General features: G+C 58.8%; 15 protein-coding genes. 6 read left to right on the top strand and 9 right to left on the bottom strand.

Annotation, left to right across the window (positions count from 1 at the left end; genetic code table 11):
• Positions 1-104: 104 nt before the first annotated feature.
• Complete coding sequence (gene scpC / locus QP981_RS01940) at positions 105-1,619, bottom strand: succinyl-CoA:acetate CoA-transferase ScpC (RefSeq protein ID WP_284857327.1); 1,515 nt, start codon at positions 1,617-1,619, stop codon at positions 105-107.
• A 289-nt stretch (positions 1,620-1,908) separates the two neighbouring features.
• Between scpC (QP981_RS01940) and QP981_RS01935 the strand changes: the two genes are divergently transcribed.
• Both QP981_RS01935 and scpC (QP981_RS01930) read left to right on the top strand, forming a co-directional pair.
• Positions 1,909-2,985: a GTP-binding protein gene (locus tag QP981_RS01935; RefSeq protein ID WP_284857328.1), complete on the top strand. Its 1,077-nt coding sequence runs from the start codon at positions 1,909-1,911 to the stop codon at positions 2,983-2,985.
• Between the two features lie 151 nt (positions 2,986-3,136).
• The gene (gene scpC / locus QP981_RS01930) at positions 3,137-4,639 is read left to right on the top strand and encodes a succinyl-CoA:acetate CoA-transferase ScpC (protein WP_284857329.1); all 1,503 of its coding nucleotides are present in this window, start codon (positions 3,137-3,139) and stop codon (positions 4,637-4,639) included.
• Positions 4,640-4,761: 122 nt separating this feature from the next.
• Here scpC (QP981_RS01930) and serA read toward each other — a convergent pair whose 3' ends face one another.
• The 5 genes from serA to QP981_RS01905 all read right to left on the bottom strand — a co-directional run bounded on the left by serA (position 4,762) and on the right by QP981_RS01905 (position 12,120).
• A complete protein-coding gene (gene serA, locus QP981_RS01925; RefSeq protein WP_016422498.1) occupies positions 4,762-6,357 on the bottom strand; it encodes a phosphoglycerate dehydrogenase in 1,596 nt (531 codons plus the stop codon).
• Positions 6,358-6,595: 238 nt separating this feature from the next.
• A complete protein-coding gene (locus tag QP981_RS01920) occupies positions 6,596-8,320 on the bottom strand; it encodes a hypothetical protein (RefSeq protein ID WP_049190122.1) in 1,725 nt (574 codons plus the stop codon).
• Between the two features lie 281 nt (positions 8,321-8,601).
• On the bottom strand, positions 8,602-9,618 hold the full coding sequence (gene ilvC / locus QP981_RS01915; protein ID WP_038628558.1) for a ketol-acid reductoisomerase: 1,017 nt from the start codon (positions 9,616-9,618) through the stop codon (positions 8,602-8,604).
• A gap of 53 nt (positions 9,619-9,671) precedes the next feature.
• Positions 9,672-10,175: an acetolactate synthase small subunit gene (ilvN, locus tag QP981_RS01910; RefSeq protein WP_048735338.1), complete on the bottom strand. Its 504-nt coding sequence runs from the start codon at positions 10,173-10,175 to the stop codon at positions 9,672-9,674.
• 34 nt (positions 10,176-10,209) lie between these two features.
• On the bottom strand, positions 10,210-12,120 hold the full coding sequence (locus tag QP981_RS01905; protein ID WP_284857330.1) for an acetolactate synthase large subunit: 1,911 nt from the start codon (positions 12,118-12,120) through the stop codon (positions 10,210-10,212).
• Positions 12,121-12,480: 360 nt separating this feature from the next.
• Between QP981_RS01905 and QP981_RS01900 the strand changes: the two genes are divergently transcribed.
• The 3 genes from QP981_RS01900 (at position 12,481) to ilvD (ending at position 16,720) form a co-directional block, all read left to right on the top strand.
• Positions 12,481-14,136 (top strand): mechanosensitive ion channel domain-containing protein, encoded by a 1,656-nt coding sequence (locus tag QP981_RS01900; protein ID WP_284857331.1) that lies wholly within the window; start codon positions 12,481-12,483, stop codon positions 14,134-14,136.
• A gap of 57 nt (positions 14,137-14,193) precedes the next feature.
• Positions 14,194-14,742 (top strand): PH domain-containing protein, encoded by a 549-nt coding sequence (locus QP981_RS01895; protein WP_284857332.1) that lies wholly within the window; start codon positions 14,194-14,196, stop codon positions 14,740-14,742.
• Positions 14,743-14,875: 133 nt separating this feature from the next.
• Positions 14,876-16,720 carry a dihydroxy-acid dehydratase gene (ilvD, locus tag QP981_RS01890; RefSeq protein WP_284857333.1) on the top strand — a complete coding sequence of 615 codons (1,845 nt, stop codon included), beginning with the start codon at positions 14,876-14,878 and terminating at the stop codon, positions 16,718-16,720.
• Between the two features lie 16 nt (positions 16,721-16,736).
• Here ilvD and QP981_RS01885 read toward each other — a convergent pair whose 3' ends face one another.
• Together QP981_RS01885 and QP981_RS01880 are read right to left on the bottom strand one after the other, a co-directional pair.
• Positions 16,737-17,621, bottom strand: coding sequence for a hypothetical protein (locus QP981_RS01885; RefSeq protein WP_240593325.1), 885 nt, complete (start codon positions 17,619-17,621; stop codon positions 16,737-16,739).
• A gap of 75 nt (positions 17,622-17,696) precedes the next feature.
• Complete coding sequence (locus QP981_RS01880; RefSeq protein ID WP_284857334.1) at positions 17,697-19,058, bottom strand: DoxX family membrane protein; 1,362 nt, start codon at positions 19,056-19,058, stop codon at positions 17,697-17,699.
• 76 nt (positions 19,059-19,134) lie between these two features.
• On the opposite strand from QP981_RS01880, the gene QP981_RS01875 reads away from it, so the two are divergent.
• Entirely contained in the window at positions 19,135-20,211 is a 1,077-nt protein-coding gene (locus QP981_RS01875; RefSeq protein WP_240593323.1) for a glucose dehydrogenase, read from the top strand.
• A 26-nt stretch (positions 20,212-20,237) separates the two neighbouring features.
• Here QP981_RS01875 and gatB read toward each other — a convergent pair whose 3' ends face one another.
• The gene (gene gatB, locus QP981_RS01870) at positions 20,238-21,746 is read right to left on the bottom strand and encodes an Asp-tRNA(Asn)/Glu-tRNA(Gln) amidotransferase subunit GatB (RefSeq protein WP_016422487.1); all 1,509 of its coding nucleotides are present in this window, start codon (positions 21,744-21,746) and stop codon (positions 20,238-20,240) included.
• Positions 21,747-21,781 lie beyond the last annotated feature (35 nt).

Below are 21,781 nucleotides of genomic sequence, written 5' to 3'. Positions count from 1 at the left end.
CCAAAAATCTCCACATTATTCGAACACTATTTCGAACTAAAACCGAAAGAAAATCCCGCCCTACGACGCAAACTTCGTCGTAAAGCGGGAACCGCACTAGAAACCTAGCCGACCGGCTTCATGGAACCGTTTTCGAGGAAACGACGGTGGAAGTCATAAGAAGTACCCAGGTCATGCGGAGTATGCAGGTACGGGGTGGCCCTCTCAGCACGCTCAACGTATTCGAGCAGCGCCTCCTTGTACATCGGGTGCGCACACTTCTCAATGACAACACGGGAACGCTGACGCGGCGCCAGCCCACGGAGGTCAGCCAGACCCTGCTCAGTGATGATGACCATCACGTCATGCTCAGTGTGGTCAACGTGAGAGACCATCGGCACGATTGCGGAAATATCGCCATTCTTCGCCAGCGACGGCGACACGAACGTAGAGATATAGGCGTTACGGGTGAAGTCACCGGAACCACCAATGCCGTTCATCATGCGCGAACCAGCTACGTGGGTGGAGTTGACGTTGCCGTAGATGTCAGCCTCAATCATGCCGTTGGTGGTAATCAGCCCCATGCGGCGGACCAGACCCGGGTTATTGGAGATGTCCTGCGGACGCAGAACGATCTTCTCGCGGTAGTCAGCGGCATTCTCGTTCATACGAGCTGCATATTCAGGAGACAGCGAGAATGCAGTACCGGAAGCCACGGTCAGCTTGCCAGCATCCATCAGATCAACCATGCCGTCCTGGATAACCTCAGTAAAAGAGGTCAGGTTCTCATACTTGGAGTCGAGCAGACCTGCGAGAACGGCGTTCGGAATGTTACCGACACCCGACTGCATCGGCAGCAGGTTCTCCGGCAGACGACCAGCCTTGACCTCCCCATCGAGGAAGTCGAGCAGGTAGCCGGCAATGGCCTTAGAGTCATCGTCCAGCGGCTTGAACGGCGAGTTACGGTCCTCGGCGTTCGTCTCGACGACAGCGACAACCTTATCGACATCGATCTGAACATCCGGAGTACCGATGCGGTCCCCCGGGTTCACAATCGGAATCTCCTTACGGTTCGGAGGCAGGCCGACACTGTAGATGTCGTGCATACCCTCGAGATCCTCGGACTGCCAGGAGTTGACCTCAATAATGATCTTCTCTGCAGCATTGAGGTAAGAAATGCTGTTACCAACCGAAGAGGAAAGAATCAGGGAGCCATCGGCCTTAATGCGAACAGCTTCGACCACAGCAACATTGACCGGACCAAAGAAGCCCTGCTCAGTCATCGGGCCAGAGTGCGACAGGTGAATATCACTATAGAAGGCATCGCCTGCATTGATACGGTTACGCATTCCCGGGTCGGACTGGTACGGCATACGCCACTCAACACCATTGGCCTTCGCCAGCGCACCATCAAGTTCCGGAGCGGTAGACGCGCCGGTCAAGACCTTAATCTTAAACTCGTCGCCACGCTCGTGAGCGGCCTCGATGCGCTCAGCGAGAGCCGGCGGGACAACCTTCGGGTAGCCAGCACCGGTAAATCCGGCAAAGCCCACCATGTCTCCGTGGTTGATGAACTGCGCCGCCTCCTGCGCGGTCATCACCTTGGATTTGAGACCAGCATGGGCAATACGATCTGACATGAATTCACCTTTCTATATCCCCCAACGCGACTATCGGGGGTAGTGCTTCGAACACCAAAGCACACCCCCAACCCTATCAACGAAGCGGTTAGCGACATTCATTCAGATGCCCGAAAGCGCCCCCATTTTAGGCACACTTCACGCGACACTAAAACCGACTACAACACCGTTTTATGCCCTACGTCACAACTGGCCAACAATCAGCCATACGACACATTTACAACCCCTTGCCTAGCCCAATTCACACAGTAGTTATTGATAATCATTTTCAGTACGTTAATCTTGTCGGGTGACTTCTACCGAATTTTCTGATAGCACCACCGAGACCACTCCCGTCACCGTCCTGTCCGGATTCCTGGGCGCCGGCAAGACCACCCTCCTGAACAACCTCCTGGCAAACTCACAGGGGCGCAAAATCGCGGTCATCGTCAACGACTTCTCGGAAGTCAACGTCGACGCCGCCCTCATCGAGCAGGGCACATATCTCGAGCGCGGCGAGGACCGTTTCATCGAAATGTCCAACGGCTGCATCTGCTGCACGCTGCGAGATGACCTCGTGGAAAACGTCGGCAAGCTCGCGCGCAGCGGCAAATTCGAACACATCGTCATCGAATCCACCGGTATCTCCGAACCCATGCCAGTCGCCGCTACCTTCGAGTGGGAATTCGACGACGGCCGCCGTCTCGCCGACATCGCCCCCATCGACACGATGGTCACGCTCGTCGACGCCTCTACATTCCTCGACAGTCTCCGCCAGGGGCGCGCGCTGCCTGACGACGAACGCACGGTCGCCGACCTCCTTGTCGACCAGGTGGAATTCGCCGATCTCATCCTCATCACCAAATCCGACCTCGCAGGCGAAAAGCTCACCGGCGGTACCGAGGAAACGATCCGCGCAATGAACCCCCGCGCACGCATCGTCCGCGTGACTAACGGCGAAATCGCAACCTCTGCCATTCTCGACGCATCGCTTTACGACGAAGGTACCGCGGCCACTTTCCACGGATATGCAGAAGAACTTGCGAATCCCCACACGCCGGAGACTGAAGAATACGGCATTTCTTCGGTTGTTTTCCGAGGCAACCGACCCTTCGACCGCGAACGACTAATCAAGGCTCTCCGCGGCACAAAGGGGCTCGTACGATCCAAGGGGCACTGCTGGATTTCCGACCGCCTCGAAGTCGCCCACGCGTGGAGTCAGGCGGGGCCGAACTTGAAAATCACCCCTGCCGTCATGTGGGCGCAGACCGATGTCCCACCATCCAATGAGGTCGTACTCATCGGTGTGAAGTTTAACCCAGAGGCCACACTGCAAGCGTTCGAGGATGCCATGCTGACCGACGAAGAAGTGCGGGAATTGCTGTAACAAAGCCCCTGGAAGAGCGCCGATAAACGACCAGCTGAAGCGATCAGGGTGTCATAAATCACTTCTCAACCTGCGGGTGTGGCAACACACTGTTAGCGCATGCTAGGTTAGGCGACAAAACTAAAGTCGAACAGTCTATCTAGGAGATGACATGTCTGATCGCATCGCACATGCCGGTTTGCGCGGCAAGGTAATGACCGCCGACGAGGCTGCACAGTTTATCAATCATGGTGATGCCCTCGGCATCTCTGGCTTCACCGGTGCTGGCTACCCGAAGGCTCTGCCGACTGCGCTGGCAAACCGTGGCAAGAAACTCCACGCCAAGGGTGAAGAGTTCGCTGTCGACATCTACACTGGCGCTTCCACTGCCCCGGACTGTGACGGCGTGATGGCAGAAGCTGACATCATCCGCTACCGCATGCCGTACCAGGGCGATCCGGCACTGCGTAAGTCCATCAACTCCGGCAAGGCGAAGTACCAGGACATCCATCTCTCCCACTCCGCGCTGTACATCGAGCAGGGCTTCCTGCCGATTGACGCCGCAATTGTTGAGGTCACTCGTATTACGGAAGATGGACACCTCGTTCCGTCGTCAAGCGTCGGCAACAACGTCGAGTGGATGGACAACGCTGACAAGATCATCATTGAGGTCAACTCGTGGCAGTCCGAGGAACTCGAGGGCATGCACGACATCTACCGCATTCAGCACCTGCCTAATCGCACGCCGGTGCCGATCAACGCTCCGGGTGACCGCATTGGCACCCCTTACATCGACATCAACCTGGACAAGGTTGTCGCAGTTGTCGAGACCAACGCGCCGGACCGCAACTCCCCGTTCAAGCCGTTGGATGAGACTTCGAAGGCCATTGCCGGACACTTCCTCGACTTCCTCGAGGGCGAAGTTCGCGCGGGTCGCCTGGCTTACGACCAGTACATCATGCAGTCGGGCGTCGGTAACGTTCCGAACGCCGTGATGGCGGGTCTGTTGGACTCCAAGTTTGAGAACATCAAGGCCTACACCGAGGTTATTCAGGACGGCATGATCGACCTGATTGACGCAGGTAAGATGACCGTCGCTTCGGCTACCTCCTTCTCCCTGTCTCCGGAAGCGGCCGAGCGTATGAACAACGAGGCTGCTCGCTACCGCGAGAACATCATTCTGCGCCCGCAGCAGATTTCTAACCACCCGGAGGTTGTCCGTCGCGTCGGCCTAATCGCCACCAACGGTATGATTGAGGCCGACATCTACGGCAACGTCAACTCCACCCACATCAACGGCAGCCGCATGATGAACGGCATCGGCGGTTCCGGTGACTTCACCCGTAACGCCTTCGTTTCCTCGTTCATCTCGCCGTCGCTGGCGAAGGACGGTGCGATTTCGACTATCGTTCCGTTCGCTTCGCACATTGACCACACCGAGCACGACGCCATGGTCATCATCACCGAGCGTGGATTCGCTGACCTGCGTGGCCTGGCACCGCGTGACCGCGCGGCGAAGATGATTTCCGTTGCACACCCGGAGTACCAGCCACTGCTGGAGGAGTACTACGAGCGCGCGCTGAAGACCGCTCCGGGCATGTCTACCCCGCACGACCTGCGTACTGCCTTCGACTTCCACGTCAACATGATTGAGAAGGGCTCGATGAAGGGCTAGGCAGTAGGGCTACGGCTGCATAGATTAGCTGGGAAACAAAAATCCCCTCCATGCGGAGGGGTTTTTTTCATGCAGTAGAAGCTGCGCTAGAGACTAGCTCTAAAACGCCTAGGCGCTCAGAACTAGTCCAGCTCGAGCTGCAGAGCGTGGGTAGCGGAGATCTCCTCGGTAATCTTTCCGACGAGCTCCTCCGGAACCTCCTTGGAAACGCGCAGCACCAGGATGGCAGTCTGATCTGCTTCCTGCGGAGACAGAGCAGCAGCCTCGATGTTGATGCCGGACTCACCCAGGGTGGTAGCAACGCGCCCCAGAGCGCCCGGAACGTCCTTGTACAGCAGGAAGAGGTTACGGCCCTGAGCGCGCATGTCGATGCCGCGGCCATTGATACGGACAATCTTCTCGACGCGGTTCAGGCCAGTGAGAGCACCAACGACGGTAGCGGTGGAGCCATCAGCACCGATGACCTTGACCTCGAGTACGGAGCGGTGGGAGACGGACTCCGGCTCGGTCTCGACAGTGAAGGTCACACCACGCTCTTCTGCGATACGCGGAGCGTTGACGAAAGTGACCGGTTCTTCCACCATGAGAGAGAACAGTCCACGGATTGCTGCCATACCCAGAACGTTAACGTCCTCAGTGTGCAGCTCACCGCGAGCGGTGACCTCAACAGCAGCCGGAGCGCCCTCGAGCAGACCGCCAGCAACCAGCCCCAGCTCACGAGCCAGCTCGAGCCACAGGGCCACCTCTTCGCCGACAGCGCCACCGGAAACGTTGACTGCATCCGGGACGAACTCGCCAGCCAGGGCCAGCAGTACGGACTTAGCGACATCGGTACCCGCACGGTCCTGAGCCTCAACGGTGGAGGCACCCAGGTGCGGAGCACAAACAGTTTCCGGCAGGCCAAACAGCGGGGAATCCGTGCACGGCTCGGTCGCGTACACGTCGAAGCCAGCACCGCGGATGTTGCCAGCCTTGATCGCGTCGGCAAGCGCCTGCTCGTCGACGAGACCGCCGCGGGCAGCGTTGATGATGATCTGGCCCTTCTTGGCCTTGCCCAGGAGCTCAGCATCGAACATGCCAGCGGTTTCCTTGGTCTTCGGCAGGTGGATGGTGACGAAATCAGCACGAGCCATCAGGTCTTCCAGCTCAACCAGCTCAACACCGAGCTGAGCAGCACGAGCCGGGTTCGCGTACGGATCGTACGCAATGATGTTGGTCTCGAAAGCAGCGAGACGCTGCGCAAACAGCTGGCCGATGTGACCGAAACCGACGATACCGACGGTCTTGCCGAAGATTTCGACACCCTTGAAGGAAGAGCGCTTCCACTCCCCCTCACGCAGGGACGCGTCCGCAGCCGGCAGCTGGCGAGCGGTGGCCAGCAGCAGTGCGATTGCGTGCTCACATGCAGAGTGAATATTAGAGGTCGGAGCGTTGACAACCATGACGCCGCGCTTGGTAGCGGTATCGATGTCGACGTTATCCAGGCCAACGCCGGCGCGACCGACGATCTTCAGATTCGGAGCAGCCTCGAGGACTTCCTGATCCACGGTGGTAGCGGAGCGGACGAGAAGTGCGTCAGCATCACCAACCGCAGCCAGGAGCTCAGCGCGGTTCGGGCCATCTACCCAACGGACCTCAACGGAATCCCCCAATGCGTCCACAGTGGACTGTGCCAGCTTGTCGGCGATGAGGACAACGGGGCGAGCGTTCTGGCTCACAAGCATCTCCTGGTTTGTCTCGAAAAGTTTATGCAGTATGTGCGGTGTCACTTAAGAAAACTACTAAAGCGTGCACGCGCATTACGTCTCATCATAAACTCTGGGGGTGAGACACGGGGGGACTTACCTAAGCAAAACGGCGCTTACTACCCTTTGTTTAGGGAGTAAGCGCCGTTGCCCCCGACATTCAAGTCGGCAAATATTTCGCGTTATATTTTTATTTCTGCTGGTCTATAACCTACTGGTACGTAACCAACCACGGACGCGGCTCGATGTTCATGGTCTCCTCAGGAGTAAACATCGGCTGATCCTCGTCGATGAAGTTCTTCCACGCCTCGAAAATCTCCGGCTGCAAATCCTGCAGCATGACGTTCCAGGTCTCAAACTTCTCCTGCGCGGTGCCATGGCCGTCGGCATGCAGAACGAATGCGAGCTCCGGGTGCGACAGATCCAGCGTCTCGCGGTCGCGAATCATCTGTAGCTGGAACTGGTGCAGCATCAGCATCTTCTGCGGAAGGTTGTTCTTACGAGTCAGCTCAGCCAGCCAATCAGCAACGCGGTTGACTTCTTCAGCCTTAACGTGACCAACCTGGGTCGCCGGAACCTGCCCCGGTTCCATCTTCCACTCCGGATCCAGCGCCAGACCGACGTTTGGCATCTTCAGCAGTTCTTCGTAGAACTTGGCCTGGTCCAGGAAGTCCGCACTACCCGGCTGCAGGTCGATGATGACGTAGCCGCCGGCCTTGGTCATTGCCTCGACGTACGGCTTCAGAGTCTCAACCGGAGCTGGCTCGGAGTAGTCACCGCGTGGACCTGGGTCAGCCTGCGCGACCGAAGCGATAATCTCGAAGGCCGGCAGTACCGGGTCATCAGCGAACTTCTCGTACTGCTTGACGTAGTCCTTCGCACGTGCGACGGCATCCTCCGGATCATCCTCGCCCATCACGCCCAATGGAGCGACACCTGGGTGACCATACGTTGCAATCAGATGACGGCCGGGGAACAGCAGTGTGCCTCCACCTGGCAGCTCCTTGACCTTGTCATCTTTGGCAAGCTCGATGGACTGATCAAACTTGTCCTTATCGCCGAAAACCTTACCCAGAGCAATCAGGGACTCGCCGTCGCGAGCAGCGGAAATCGACTCAGAGGTAGCACGCGCGTCGCCCACCGGCAACCAACTGACCTTCAGGCCAGCGGCACGGGCCGTAGCAATGGAGGCCAAACCGGTACCCGGTGCGGCCAGTGCCAATTTGTCCTTGACCTCCTTCGGAGATCCCTTCGGCAGGGTGACGCTCTCCTGTCCCTTGTCGTCCTGCCCATCGCTGGCGCGATCCTGAGCCTCCTGGTTGGCTGCCCCATCCTTCGTTGCATCGCCCTCGACGACAGTTGGCTTCTCCGGATCCATCTCAACGACAGCGCGAGTCGGCTTCGACTCCGTCTCCTTGAGAACCTTAAACTCGGTACCGACGAGCTCCTTAAGGCCATCGGTCGTACCCGGATCGGCAATGATCTGACGGCCCTCTTCGCCAGTCAGGTCAACTGCCCCCACAGTAAGGACTGTCTTTGCGCCCAGGCGGTCAATCTCTTTTTCCACATCGGCGATATCGGCGCCAGTATCACGGCCACGAGCATCCTTCTTCGGGCTCTTGGCAGTAGTGTCATCTTCCGCATCTTCGGCAGAACCAGCCACTAGCATCGGCAGACCAGCAGCAACCGCGATGCCTGCCGCCCTACGCTGCTCAGCAGAGCCAGCCGAGGAAACGACAACCGCTTCCGAACTGTCGATCAGACTTTCCGACGCTGCGATGTCGTCGCTAAGCACCGTCGATTCAGCGTCCACCTTCTTCGTGGAAACAGCGCTGTCGGAATTTCCACACGCGACCAAGGCGCTTGACCCCAACGCCAGGCTGACCGTCAGGGCAACGGTTGCCGTCACGCGCCGCGTCATTGCGGATACTCGCACATTTACCTCCGTGAAATGATTTGATTTCAACGATTAGACTATCGAACGTCTTTGTTGAGGGAGACCTTTCAACCCAGATTAGAACCCCGGATAGGACTGGGGCTACACCCGTTTGGCAGTAGTTGCTTTTAGCTCAGACGTTTATTCCACACGTCTACCCCACACGGTTCAGTGAAAGAAAACTAGTAAGAGAGATACGAAAAGGGCCTCATCACGGCGGTGAAGCTCAGTGATGAAGCCCTACTTCGCGAACAAGCGAGGGATTCGCTTAAGCAACAAACTTAGGCAGTCTCAGCGCGAGCGTCGACCTTAACCCAGCTCATCAGGTCGCGCAGCTTGGAGCCGACCTCTTCAATCTGGTGGTTGTTGTAGGAAGCGCGCAGGTCCTCGAGCTCCTTGTTGCCGCCCTCGACGTTGGCAATCAGGCGCTTGGTGAAGGTGCCGTCCTGAATGTCAGACAGAATCTCGCGCATGTGCTGCTTGGTATCAGCGGTAATAACGCGCGGGCCAGACAGGTAGCCACCGAACTCAGCGGTGTCGGAGACCGAGTAGTTCATGTTGGCAATACCGCCCTCGAACATCAGGTCAACAATCAGCTTCAGCTCGTGCAGGCACTCGAAGTATGCCATCTCCGGCTCGTAGCCAGCTTCAACCAGAACTTCGAAACCGACCTTGACCAGTTCCTCGGTGCCGCCACAAAGAACAGCCTGCTCACCGAAGAGGTCAGTCACAGTCTCTGCCTCGAAGGTGGTCGGGATAACGCCAGCGCGGGCGCCACCGATAGCTGCAGCGTAGGACAGAGCCAGGTCGCGGCCCTCGCCCTTCGGATCCTGGTCAACAGCAATCAGGCACGGAACGCCCTTGCCATCGACAAACTGACGACGAACCAGGTGACCCGGGCCCTTCGGAGCAACCATACCGACGGTGATGTTGTCAGCCGGCTTGATGAGGTCGAAGTGGATGTTCAGACCGTGGCCGAAGAACAGCGCGTCGCCGTCCTTCAGGTTCGGCTCGATGTCCTCGCTGTAAACCTTTGCCTGGGTGGTGTCCGGAACCAGCACCATAATGACGTCTGCCCATGCAGCGGCATCTGCGTTGGACTTAACCTCGAAGCCAGCTTCCTGGGCTTTCACAGCGGACTTGGAACCTTCACGCAGACCGATAACAACCTCGACACCGGACTCGCGCAGGTTCTGAGCGTGAGCGTGGCCCTGGGAACCGTAGCCCAGGATTGCGACCTTACGTCCCTGGATGATGGACAGATCAGCATCGTCGTCGTACAGCAGTTCAATAGCCATTAAAGTTAGCCTCTTTTCGAATCGGATTCGTTAAAAATCTTAGCGTTTAGTTGTTAGCGGGCCTGGAGCATCGGCTTCGGCCCACGTGCCATTGCGACGGTACCGGACTGAATGAGCTCACGGATACCAAACGGCTCGAGGACCTCCAGCAGGGCTACAAGCTTCGAGCGCTCACCCGTCGCCTCAATGATGACAGACTCTTGAGAAACGTCCACCACACGGGCACGGAAGAGATTGGCGGCATCGACTACCTGCGGACGATTGGTGTTGTCGCAGGAAACCTTCACCATCAGCAGTCCGCGCGACACCATGGTCTCTGGGGGCTGGCGGACCACTTTCAGCACGGGCACCAGCTTGTTCAGCTGCTTAGTGATCTGTTCGATCGGCAGCGTCTCCGTCTCAACCACGACGGTGATTCGGTTGACTCCCTCGGTCTCAGTTTCACCCGAGGTAATCGACTGGATGCTGAAACCTCGGCGGGTGAACATGCCCGCAATGCGGACCAGAATACCCGGCTCATCGAGGGTCAACACGGATAGAGTGTGCAGTTCAGCCATTTTGGGACTCACTTCCTGTTGCTTCGGATCCCGATTAGCGGGTCTTCATGGACGGGTGGTTAGCGTCGGGCTGCTTCGCGGCGTCCTCGGCGTTGTCCACAACAGTGCCGTGGATGTCAGCCGGGGCCTCAGCTGCTGAATTCTCATCGTTGAACAGCGGGCGCAGACCGCGGGCGTATTCGACCTCATCATTGGACTTGCCAGCTGCCACCATCGGCCACACCTGAGCATCCTCACCGACAATGAAGTCAATAACCACCGGTCGGTCATTAATCTCGCGTGCCTTCTTAATCGCCGCCGCGACATCTTCCTTCTTGGTCACGCGGATCGCCACGCAGCCAAGCCCCTCGGAGAGCTGGACGAAGTCCGGCAGGTAGGAGTTATCCTCCGGGCGCAGCTTGGTGTTGGAGTAGCGCTGATCGTAGAACAGCGTCTGCCACTGACGAACCATGCCCAGATTACCGTTGTTAATCAAGGCAACCTTGATGGGAAAACCTTCCATTGCACAGGTGGTCAGCTCTTGATTGGTCATCTGGAAGCAACCATCACCGTCGATGGCCCAGACTTCCTTTTCTGGAGCAGCCGCCTTGGCACCCATCGCAGCCGGGATTGAGTAGCCCATCGTGCCGGCACCACCGGAGTTAAGCCAGGTGCGCGGGTTCTCGTACTGGACGAACTGCGCTGCCCACATCTGGTGCTGGCCGACGCCAGCGGCATAGATGGCCTCTGGACCAACGATGTCGGACAGAGTCTGAAGTACAAACTGCGGAGCGATTGCACCATCAGCGGGCTCTTCCCACCCGAGGGGGAACTCGTCGCGGAGACCGTCGAGAAGCTTCAGCCAGTCGGCAATCTGCGGGCGACTAAGACCGAGCTTGGTGTAGGACTCGCTAAGTGCGGCAAGGACCTCGCGGGCATCGCCGACGATGGGAACATCAACTTCGCGGAGCTTGCCAATCTCTGCCGGGTCAATGTCGGCGTGGATTACCTTCGCGTTCGGCGCGAAGGAATTCAGATCACCGGTAACACGGTCGTCGAAACGCGCGCCAATAGTGATGAGCAGGTCGGACTTCTGCAGAGCAGCGACGGCTGACACCTTGCCGTGCATGCCCGGCATACCCATGTGCAGCGGGTGCGAGTCCGGGAATGCGCCGCGAGCCATCAGCGTGGTCACGACCGGAACCCCAGTCTGCTCGGCGAACTCGACCAGCTCCTTGGAAGCATCGGCTTTGATGACGCCACCACCGATGTAGAGCACCGGACGCTTTGCCGCAGCAATCATCTCAGCGGCTTCGTCAATCTGACGCTGGTGCGGAGTTGTCACCGGGCGGTAACCCGGCAGGTTAATCTCCGGCGGCCAGGTGAAGTCAATCATCATGTTCTGGAGGTCCTTCGGGACGTCCACCAGAACCGGCCCCGGACGACCAGAGGATGCCAAATGGAAGGCCTCGGCAAGCGCGCGCGGGATGTCCTCCGCCTCGGTGACCATGAAGTTGTGCTTCGTAATCGGCATGGTCACGCCGCGAATGTCAGCCTCCTGGAACGCATCGGTTCCCAGCAGCGGGCGACCGACCTGGCCGGTGATGGCAACGACCGGTACCGAGTCCATCTGAGCATCCGCAAGTGGAGTGACCAGGTTAGTAGCACCCGGACCGGAGGTGGCAATACACACGCCGACCTTGCCGGAAACCTGCGCATAGCCGGTGGCTGCGTGACCAGCACCCTGCTCGTGGCGCACCAGGACGTGGCGAAGCTTCTCCGAGTCATAAATCGGATCGTAGAGCGGAAGCACTGCACCACCGGGAATACCGAAGGCTACCTCGACGCCGAGCTCTTCAAGGGACCGGACAATGGCTTGTGCACCAGAAATTCGCTCGGGGGCGCTGGTGCGCGCCTTAGCCGCGAATTGGGCGGGCGATGGGGTGTGCTGCTCGTGCGCGTTCACGATTTCGCTCCTGGATCATGGTGGGCAACTACTCAACACACATTCACGCAAAGAAGCTACGAATGTGGCGTTGGCTACAACCCTAACGTCCACATAGTGAGAAGTCAATCCCGTCAATTGGACACGCCATCCGTATCACACCCCGAGCACCCACCCGATTCCAACGAGAACCCCGCCCCAACTTTGGGAATCACTCTACCCAGAAACTCCCCGACCACGACCCCGGGGACACCCAAGCCTGCACACCCGAGCCCTACACGCCCGAGCCCCGCAAGCCCCAAGTCCAAAGCTCGTCTTTATGCATAATTCTTTACCTTTAAACTCAGCGCATATTAAGGCGAACGACCTACGGTGGATGGCATGGAATTCTTGCAATACATGTTGTTACGGACATGGCAATGGGTGGCCAATAACGGCCTTGCCATCGCATGTCTGGCCATTCTGCTAATTCTTGTTCCCCGTATCCGACGTTTCGTTCTGGCAATTGCGGACGGAAACATCTCCTCTTCAGAGGAGCAGTCCAAGGGACGGCGCGCACTGATTGGCGCTGTGGTTTACATCGTCGAAGTCATTGCATACTTCGTCTTAATCATCGCGATTCTGTCGAAATTCGGAATCTCACTGACCGCCGCCGCTATCCCCGCGACGGTTGTTTCCGCCGCTGTTGGTTTTGGCGCACAGGGAGTCATCGCCGACTTCCTTGGCGGACTGTTCATCATCGCCGAGAAGCAGTACGGCATTGGCGACTGGGTTGAGTTCCATGCCCCTTCGGGCACCGTGCAGGGTGACGTGGTCAATATGACATTGCGCGCCACCACCATCCGAACCCTAAACGGCGAGGAAATCATCGTGCCGAACTCCGAGGCACGCATGTGTATCAACTACTCCTCACAGTGGTCCCGTGCTGTTGTTGAAGTTCCCGTACCGATGACCGCCGGTGGCTCCATTAAGGATTTGGAAGAGCGCACTGTCGCCGCCGCCAAGCGTGCCATCGCACTGAACTCCGTCAAGGACGCAGTTCTCTCTGAGATCAAATTGCAGTCCTCCACAGAACTCAATCCGCCAACGGTTATGGGACTGCCGTGGACCGTCACTATGCGCCTGATTGTCGATTGCAAACCGGGCGACCAATGGCTCATCGAACGCGCCATCCGCGCCGCCGTCATCGACACTTGGTGGGATGACTACGGCGAGCGCGCCCAACAGACCCCGTTTGCTCCCGCCGAAGAAATCACCGGTCATGTCCGCGATGACACGATGATCGAACAGCTCAGGCAGGCCGATGCCAAGCAGGGGCAAAAACAACAGCTTGACGACGGCGACAGCGCTCCAACCGAAGTTGTCGAAGCGGTAGCGGACGCTACTGCCCAGCCGGATACCGCAGAAACCAAACTGATGGAAACTCAGACCGTCGATAAGCAAGACGGGAACGAGCGATCCGACCTGCCGCATGCGGGTGCTGACCTCGATGATGCTCGACGCGAGCAGGAGGACAGCGGAAGCAACAATGTCATCCGCAAACTGGCTAGCCACCCGGACTGGAAGACACTCACGACGCGCCAGAAGGTTCGTCGAATCCTCTCCGCAGGTGGACGCGCTCGCGTTTCGACGATTGTGCTCTTGGCAACCCTAATTGTCCTCGGCGTTTTGAATCTCATGACGGTCGAGACCGAGGGCGGCCCATCCGGATGGCTAGCACCGAGCAGGTGGAGCGATCGGGTAACGACACAGGAAGAGGACTCGGAAGAGTCGTCAGCTCCGCAGCCATCGAAGCAGCCGACTAGCACCACACAGAGTGTGCAGCCCACCGAGACTTCACAGCAGACTCAGACATCACAGAATCAGCCGTCCGAGACTTCACAGCAGCCTCAGAGCACGCAGAACCGCGCACCTTCGACCGCCACCTCCACCGAGCCAGACTCTACTCAGAGCAACACCGACAACGAGAACACTGGCGGATCACAGTCGACAGACTCCACTAACAACGCAGAACCAAACTCGGCAGGGACGCAATAACCCGCAACTGCCTACCGCGCATTAGCCAATCCGAAACACCCGCTACAATCAAAGGCCATGACTGACTCGACTCCACAGCTAAAAATTGCGACGCAGCGATTTCGCCCACAGAAGACACATCTGTTCATCGTTGCGTTCATGCTCGTGCTGTGTGTAATTGCCACCGGTTTTGCCCCGTGGCTGGCCATTACCTTCCTGGCACCGTTGATTTATACGCTTTGGATTTTCCGAGTACGCACCACCGTGGGGCCACGCGGCATCACTGCGGTGTACCTATTGCCCAAGCGCCGTTCGGTGCCCTGGAGCGATTTTGCGGGCATCTTCTTCAACAAGGGCGGCCGCGCCTTTGCGGTAACCAAGTCAGATGAGCGCATCGCCCTGCCGGCCATCTCTTTTAATTCGCTGCCGGAGTTGAAGGAAGCCACTGGCGGTCTGATTCCAGATCCGATCGCTTCGGCTCGTATGGCGGAAAATGACAAGGTCGAGGTTTTCGACCGCGATGGCTACTCCGTAATGAAGAAGGTCAGTGAGGTTGAGGCTGATGCCAAGGCTAAAGGTGCTAAAGCCAAAGGTGCCAAGGCTAAAGGTGATGCCTCTGCCGAGTAACATATAAGCAGTCCACAAAGCCCCTAAATCTCATTATGCGGACACTAGTGACCACGAAATGAGACATTAGGGGCTTTTTGTGATTAATATGGATAATTAATTACCTTGCACCCTATCTAGGAAGGGCAGCCCCATGATTCCCCTTCGCTCTAAAGTCACTACTGCCGGCCGTAATGCCGCTGGTGCGCGTTCCCTATGGCGCGCAACTGGCATGACCGATAACGACTTCGGCAAGCCAATTATCGCAATTGCCAACTCTTACACTCAGTTCGTTCCGGGTCACGTGCACCTGAAGGACGTTGGCGACATCGTCGCAGAAGCTGTAACCGCAGCCGGTGGTGTCCCCCGTGAGTTCAACACCATTGCTGTCGATGACGGAATTGCGATGGGCCACGACGGCATGCTCTACTCGCTGCCGTCCCGTGAGATTATTGCTGACTCTGTGGAGTACATGGTCAACGCTCACACCGCTGACGCATTGGTCTGTATTTCCAACTGCGACAAGATCACGCCAGGCATGCTCAATGCGGCCCTGCGTCTGAATATCCCGGTGGTCTTCGTTTCCGGCGGGCCGATGGAATCGGGATCATCGGTTGTTATCGATGGCGTCGTCAAGCCCGGCTCTGACCTCGTCTCGGCTATTTCTGCATCCGCGAACGACAAGGTCGATGACAAGAACCTGCTCGACATCGAGCGCTCGGCATGCCCGACCTGCGGATCGTGCTCGGGCATGTTCACTGCAAACTCGATGAACTGCCTGACCGAGGCCCTCGGTCTGTCCCTGCCGGGTAACGGTTCTACCCTGGCAACTCAGCAGGCGCGTCGCGATTTGTTCACGCGCGCCGGTGAACTGATTGTGGACCTGGCGAAGAGCTACTACCACGATGGTGACGAGTCCGTGCTGCCGCGCAACATCGCCAACCGCGACGCTTTTGTCAATGCAATGACGCTCGACGTTGCCATGGGTGGTTCCACCAACACCGTGCTGCATATTCTCGCTGCCGCCCAGGAGGGCGAGATCGACTTCGACCTCTCCGACATCGACGCGATTTCCCGCCGCGTGCCTTGTCTGTCCAAGGTGGCACCGAACTCGGACTACTACATGGAGGACGTCCACCGCGCCGGTGGTATTCCAGCCATCCTCGGCGAACTGCGCCGCGCGGGCCTGCTGCAAATGAATGTCCGCTCCGTTCACTCCCCATCTCTGGAGGAGCACCTGGACAACTGGGATATCCGCGGCGGCAAGGCCACTGACGAAGCGATTGAACTGTTCCACGCAGCCCCTGGCGGCGTGCGCACCACCGAGCCGTTCTCCACATCCAACCGCTGGGAGAGCCTGGATACGGACTCCGAAAATGGCTGCATCCGCGACTTCGACCACGCCTACACGAAGGAAGGCGGTCTGTGTGTCCTGCGCGGCAACATCGCCGAGGACGGCGCTATCCTGAAGACCGCCGGTATCGGCGAGGATCAGTTCCACTTCGAGGGCACCGCTCGCGTCGTAGAAAGCCAGGAAGAGGCTGTCTCGGTCATCTTGAACCGCACCTTGCAGCCGGGCGAAGTTCTCTTTGTCATCTACGAGGGTCCTTCCGGCGGCCCGGGCATGCAGGAGATGCTGCACCCGACCGCATTCATCAAGGGCGCTGGCCTGGGTAAGGTCTGTGCACTGGTCACCGATGGTCGCTTCTCCGGGGGTTCCTCCGGACTGTCTATCGGCCACGTTTCCCCGGAGGCCGCTGCCGGCGGCGCAATCGGTCTCGTCCGCAACGGCGACCCGGTGTACATCGATGTCGCTGAACGACGGCTCGAGATTCAGGTGTCCGACGAGGAGCTGGCCGCTCGCCGCGATGAGGAGCTCAAGCGCGACAAGCCATTTACTCCGCACAAGCCGCGTCCGCGCAAGGTGTCCAAGGCGCTGCGCGCATACGCCAAAATGGCGTCCAGTGCGGATAAGGGCGCGATCCGCATTGTCGACTAGCTAAATCCAACCCCGTTTAAAGGCCTGTGCTTACCGCACGGGCCTTTGGCGTTTCTAGAGTGGCTTTGCGCCCAGTCTTCTGCGTGGGCTTCACCAAATCCCGGTACTCGACGTCGGCAATCCCCTCAGCGACGTCCTCGGTGTGTGCATATTTGCCGCCCTCGGTAATGGCCGCCATTACATATCCGGGGCCAAAAACAACGGAAGAGTGCCACGAACGCCGGTTGGACCAGCCCATTTTCGCGCCTTCAGAGCCGGGCAGCCCGGCAAGACCAAAATTCTGTCGATAGCCATCGGCAGCAATCGGCGACCAGTGTCGCATCGCCTCGAGCACCTCTGAATTAGGATGCTTCAGACGAAGCTGGGAAATAAAAGACACCACATCTTCCGCGGTGGTCCTCGATACTCCCCACTTTTCTCCGCCGGAAGTGTTGAACAGGCCGTACTCGGTCGCAATGGAATCGACCGATTCCGGATACTTCCGGTAAAAGTCGGCGGCCAAATCGTCGTCGGAACGCGAAATCATCTTTTCGACGCGCTCGGCATCGTCGGCAGTGCCGTGTTCGAGCACATACTGACCGATATACAACTTAATCAGGGATAGCGCCGGCAGCGGGCGTTGCGATGCCTGGCTGCTGTACCCCACGCCCACCGGCTCGTAGCTCACCGCCATTTGCGTGCGCGGGACAGTCTCAATCAACCCTTCGGCGTTGAGGTTCATGCGCGGCAGACTCACCTCATGAGTCGGCCACACGCTTGCCGACGAGACGGAGGCTGCAACCTCATTGTGCTCGCCGGCAGCGGCTGTCGATGGTGAGTGAATCGACGTTGTAGCGCCTATCGAAGACATGAAAAAGACCACCGCGAGGGTGGTCTTTAGTGCGTGTCTCGACTTTGGCATAGGGGGCATTGTACCCCGGCCCTAACCGAGAACCTAGTTTAGGTCGCTCGACTGTTTGTGTAGCTGCGAGCCGCCTTAGCCAACAAACGGCAGCGTGCCGGTCGTCAGCCACCACAGGCCAATTGCTGCGGCGATGGACAGAATTCCGAAAATCCAAGACGATGCCAGTGGTCGACGAGCCCAGCCGCGTCCGAAGTCGATGCCGATACGGCCCGGGCCGGTGAACTGCAAGCCAAGCGCCATGGCGGTCATCAACAGCTGTAGTTGGAGGTTACTGGAATCCTGGCCAACGATATTCACACCATTGGCAGAGGTAGCCACATCAAACATGCTGAGGTAGGCGGACAATGCCAGCGCCAACGCCGCGGCCAGCGGTGTCGCGAGACCCAAGATAAGCAGGGCACCCGCGATAAGCTGAACCGTTGGGATGGCAGTGGCCATTACAGGGCCGAGGGCAAAGTTGTTCTGGCTAAACTGTGTCTCCAGCGCAGTGGTGCCACCGGAGTTGCCCCAGCCGAGCAGCGTTGTCAGACCATGGACCAGCAGTAGCGCACCCAATCCAAGACGCAGCAGCAGGAGGCCGAAGTCAGTGGTACCGCGACGGAACTCCGGTTCGTTGTCGTCGTAGAAGTCCGTGTCTTCATCGTCGTCAGCAGCGGCGGTAGTCGTAGCAGCAGTTGCCCCGGCGGCTCCTACGCCTGCTCCTGCAACACCAGCTGCGCCAGCTGCACCAGCGGTATCGCGGGACGCAGCCGGTTCAGCGAAATCCGATTCGTCGAAATACTGAGTCTCAGCTGCGGAATTGCGTGAAGAGTCATAGGTCGGCTCCGCCTCATCGTCGAATGCTGGCTGTGCTTCCGACTTATTTGCAGTAGCTCCCGCTGCGGACGCTGCTGCCGCTTCAGAAGCCGAGAAGGCCTGCGTCGGCTGGCTGAAATCCTCGTCTGAATCAACGTGCTCACTACGAGCCGGCTGCTCAAAGATTTCGGTTGCCTCCGACTCTTTATCGGCCGCGGGCGCTGATTCAGTTTCAGCCTGTTCATCCCGCGGCGAAGGCCTACCGGCAGGGCTAATCACCTGAGGTGCCGTGCGGCCTGCAGCGGCGTAGGCGTCGTAGCGCTTCTTCGGCTCATCCTGAACTTCAGGCTCCGGTTCCGAGCTCGGCTCGACCTCTGTCTCTGCCACTGCCACTGTCTCTGATGCAGCGGTGGATTCCGGCGGCAGGTTTTCCTGGTCTGCCTCCGACTCCTCCGCTACGCGCTTTTCCGGCACACCCGGAAAAACCTGCGTTGCGGTGTTGTCGCTGTCATCACGGTTGGTTTCTTCGTTCATTGGCTCAGCGAGCTTGCGGTAGGTCGGGACGTCGAGATCGTCATCGAATCCGTCCTCCACATTCTCGAGGGCGCGGTCGTTCGGGTACTTCTCTGAGTCGCTCACATCGTCCACATTAAATCTACTGCCTCACTTTTGGTCGCAGGCGTGGCCGTGAAACGAGGCTGTATTGTGTATGCCTATGGGATTCCACCTCGTCCACACCAGCAGTGCACAGGCTCGCGCTCGCGGGCGGCGTCGTCGTGCTGCGCTCGCCGCTGGTGTCATCGGGATGGTCTCTCTTTCCGGCTGCATGAGTGCCTCGAACGCGCTTGAGTTGCCGTTTACGGAAGACAAGTCAGAGCCAACGGGCATTGCCATGCCAAAGTTTTCCTCCCCTGATTTGCCCTCTACCCCGGTACCGACCACGGAAAGCAAAGCCAAAGACAAAGGCCCCTGTGACCTCGACGATGTCACTCTCGCCGCCTGCCTACCGCTTACCACCGCGCTAGCCTCAACCGCCCCTGGGGAGGCCCTCGTCGCCACCGATGACGGTGCGCTCACCGTTGTCGCACCGGGTAAGACACCGCGTGAGGTCGCACGGCTCGGCGCCCCTGCAAAACAGTTGCTGCCCAGTCCCTCGGTTGAAGAGGACCGCCAGGTCTTTGTTTTGCGTAACGACGACACCATCGCGCGCGTCACCCTCGTGGAGGGCAGCACCGCTGACGTGCGCGAACTTCCGGACCTCAGCGAGCCGGGCATTCTCGGTATCTATTTTGACCGAAATTCGGGCGCCCTGTCCCCGCGCAAATTGCTCGTGGGGGATCCAGGCATCGAGTTTCAGCAGTTCTGCCATGGTCCTGATGGAATGCCGCCGTTGGCAACCGCCATTCTCGACGGCACCCCACAGCTGGTTCAGCTCACCGGCCCTGTGATTAACCCCCTCGGCGGTGTGGACCTGAACGATTCCATCGGTGGATGCGCAGTGATGGGTGACCGCGTGGTCATTGCTATCCCAGACGCGCAGAAAGTCATCTCCATGCCGGTGGGGCCACAGTACAGTGGGCCCGACGCGGCGTGGGAGGTCAAGGGGTCCCCTGAAGTGCTTGTCGACGGCGACTTCGGCCACATCTCGCATGTAGCAGCTGTCGCAGCGAATCAGGGTATTGAAGTTTGGGGTGCCACGACAAACAAAACCGCCGGGGCACAACCGTCGGAGTCTGACGAGCGCGTCGTCAGACTGCCGAGCGATGGTGCCGCCGGCGGTTCCCCGGATTAGCTTTCAGGGAGGCTAGCTCGGTGTTGCTAGCTCAGCTTCTTCGCGATCAGCTGGTTAACCTGAGCCGGGTCCGCCTTGCCACGGGTGGCCTTCATGACCTGCCCCACGATGGCACCGACAACCTTCTTGTTGCCAGCTCGGTACTTCTCCACGATGTCCGGATTAGCAGCCAGTGCATCGTCGACGGCCTTCTCAATAGCACCGTCGTCGCGAACGACCTCCAGGCCACGGGCAGCAACGACCTCATCAACATCGCCCTCGCCTGCGAGCACGCCGTCGACGGCCTTACGGGCCAGCTTGTTGGTAAGCTTGCCCTCTTCAATCAGAGCAATCACGCGGGCGACCTGTGCCGGAGTAATTGCGAGCTCAGCCAGCTCCACGCCTGCCTCGTTGGCCTTCTGAGCGAGGTAAGCGACCCACCAGGAACGAGCCTCAGCTGGGCCGGCACCAGCCTCAACGGTGTCGACAATCAGGTCGAGTGCGCCGGCGTTAACCAGGTCGCGCATTTCCTCGTCCTTCAGACCCCACTCTTCCTGGATGCGAGCGCGGCGAACCCACGGCAGCTCCGGCAGAGTTGCGCGGATTTCCTCCACCCACTCACGCGGAGCGATAACCGGTGGCAAATCCGGGTCGTTGAAGTAGCGGTAGTCCGACTGCGACTCCTTCGGGCGACCCTTAGAAGTCGTACCGTCGGTCTCCTGGTAGTGGCGGGTTTCCTGAACGATCTCCTCGCCATTGGTAATCGCAGCAGCCTGGCGCTGCATCTCGTAGCGAACAGCCTGTTCAACCGACTTCAGGGAGTTGATGTTCTTAGTCTCGGTACGAGTACCGAACTCCTCCTGGCCAATTGGGCGCAGGGAAACGTTGGAGTCCACACGCATCGAGCCCTGGTCCATGCGGGCATCGGAGACACCGAGGGACTTCACCAGGTCACGCAGTGCAGAAACGTACGCACGAGCAACCTCTGGGGCTCGCTCCCCTGCACCGAGAATCGGCTTAGTCACAATCTCAATCAGCGGAATACCTGCGCGGTTGCAGTCCACCAGCGAACGCGTGGCGCCGTGAATACGACCATCGGCACCGCCCAGGTGCGTCAGCTTGCCGGTGTCTTCTTCCATGTGAGCGCGCTCGATTTCGACACGGAACTCCGTGCCGTCGTCAAGCTGAACGTCAAGATATCCGTCGTAGGCGATTGGCTCGTCGTACTGCGAAATCTGGTAGTTCTTCGGCTGGTCCGGGTAGAAGTAATTCTTGCGCGCGAAGCGGGAGGACTCAGCAATCTCGCAGTTCAGCGCGAGGCCAATCTTGATAGCCCACTCAACGCCCTGACGGTTAACCACGGGCAGCGCGCCCGGCAGGCCGAGGCTGCAGGGATCGACGTTGCTATTCGGCTCGGCACCAAAGTGCGCCGAGGAGGAGGAGAACATCTTGGTATTCGTCGAGAGCTCGACGTGAACCTCCATGCCCATTACCGGGTCAAAACGTTCGAGGACCTCATCAAAGTCCATCAAGTCATCAGCGTATGCAGCGGTCATGTTTGTAGAGTCTACTAGCGATGGCCCCGCGTGCG

The sequence above is a fragment of the Corynebacterium sp. MSK047 genome, assembly GCF_030232285.1.
GTDB classification, from domain to species: Bacteria; Actinomycetota; Actinomycetes; order Mycobacteriales; family Mycobacteriaceae; genus Corynebacterium; species Corynebacterium jeikeium_D.
The sequence above is the reverse complement of the archived record's forward strand: the minus strand, read 5'-3'. Positions and strand labels throughout refer to the sequence as shown.

Coding starts and splice junctions, on each gene's coding strand:
- QP981_RS01895 (WP_284857332.1), top strand. CDS start 14,194: ATGACTGACTCGACTCCACAGCTAAAAATTGCGACGCAGCGATTTCGC.
- ilvD (WP_284857333.1), top strand. CDS start 14,876: ATGATTCCCCTTCGCTCTAAAGTCACTACTGCCGGCCGTAATGCCGCT.
- ilvN (WP_048735338.1), bottom strand. CDS start 10,175: ATGGCTGAACTGCACACTCTATCCGTGTTGACCCTCGATGAGCCGGGT.
- scpC (WP_284857327.1), bottom strand. CDS start 1,619: ATGTCAGATCGTATTGCCCATGCTGGTCTCAAATCCAAGGTGATGACC.
- QP981_RS01875 (WP_240593323.1), top strand. CDS start 19,135: ATGGGATTCCACCTCGTCCACACCAGCAGTGCACAGGCTCGCGCTCGC.
- QP981_RS01900 (WP_284857331.1), top strand. CDS start 12,481: ATGGAATTCTTGCAATACATGTTGTTACGGACATGGCAATGGGTGGCC.
- scpC (WP_284857329.1), top strand. CDS start 3,137: ATGTCTGATCGCATCGCACATGCCGGTTTGCGCGGCAAGGTAATGACC.
- gatB (WP_016422487.1), bottom strand. CDS start 21,746: ATGACCGCTGCATACGCTGATGACTTGATGGACTTTGATGAGGTCCTC.
- QP981_RS01885 (WP_240593325.1), bottom strand. CDS start 17,621: ATGCCAAAGTCGAGACACGCACTAAAGACCACCCTCGCGGTGGTCTTT.
- ilvC (WP_038628558.1), bottom strand. CDS start 9,618: ATGGCTATTGAACTGCTGTACGACGACGATGCTGATCTGTCCATCATC.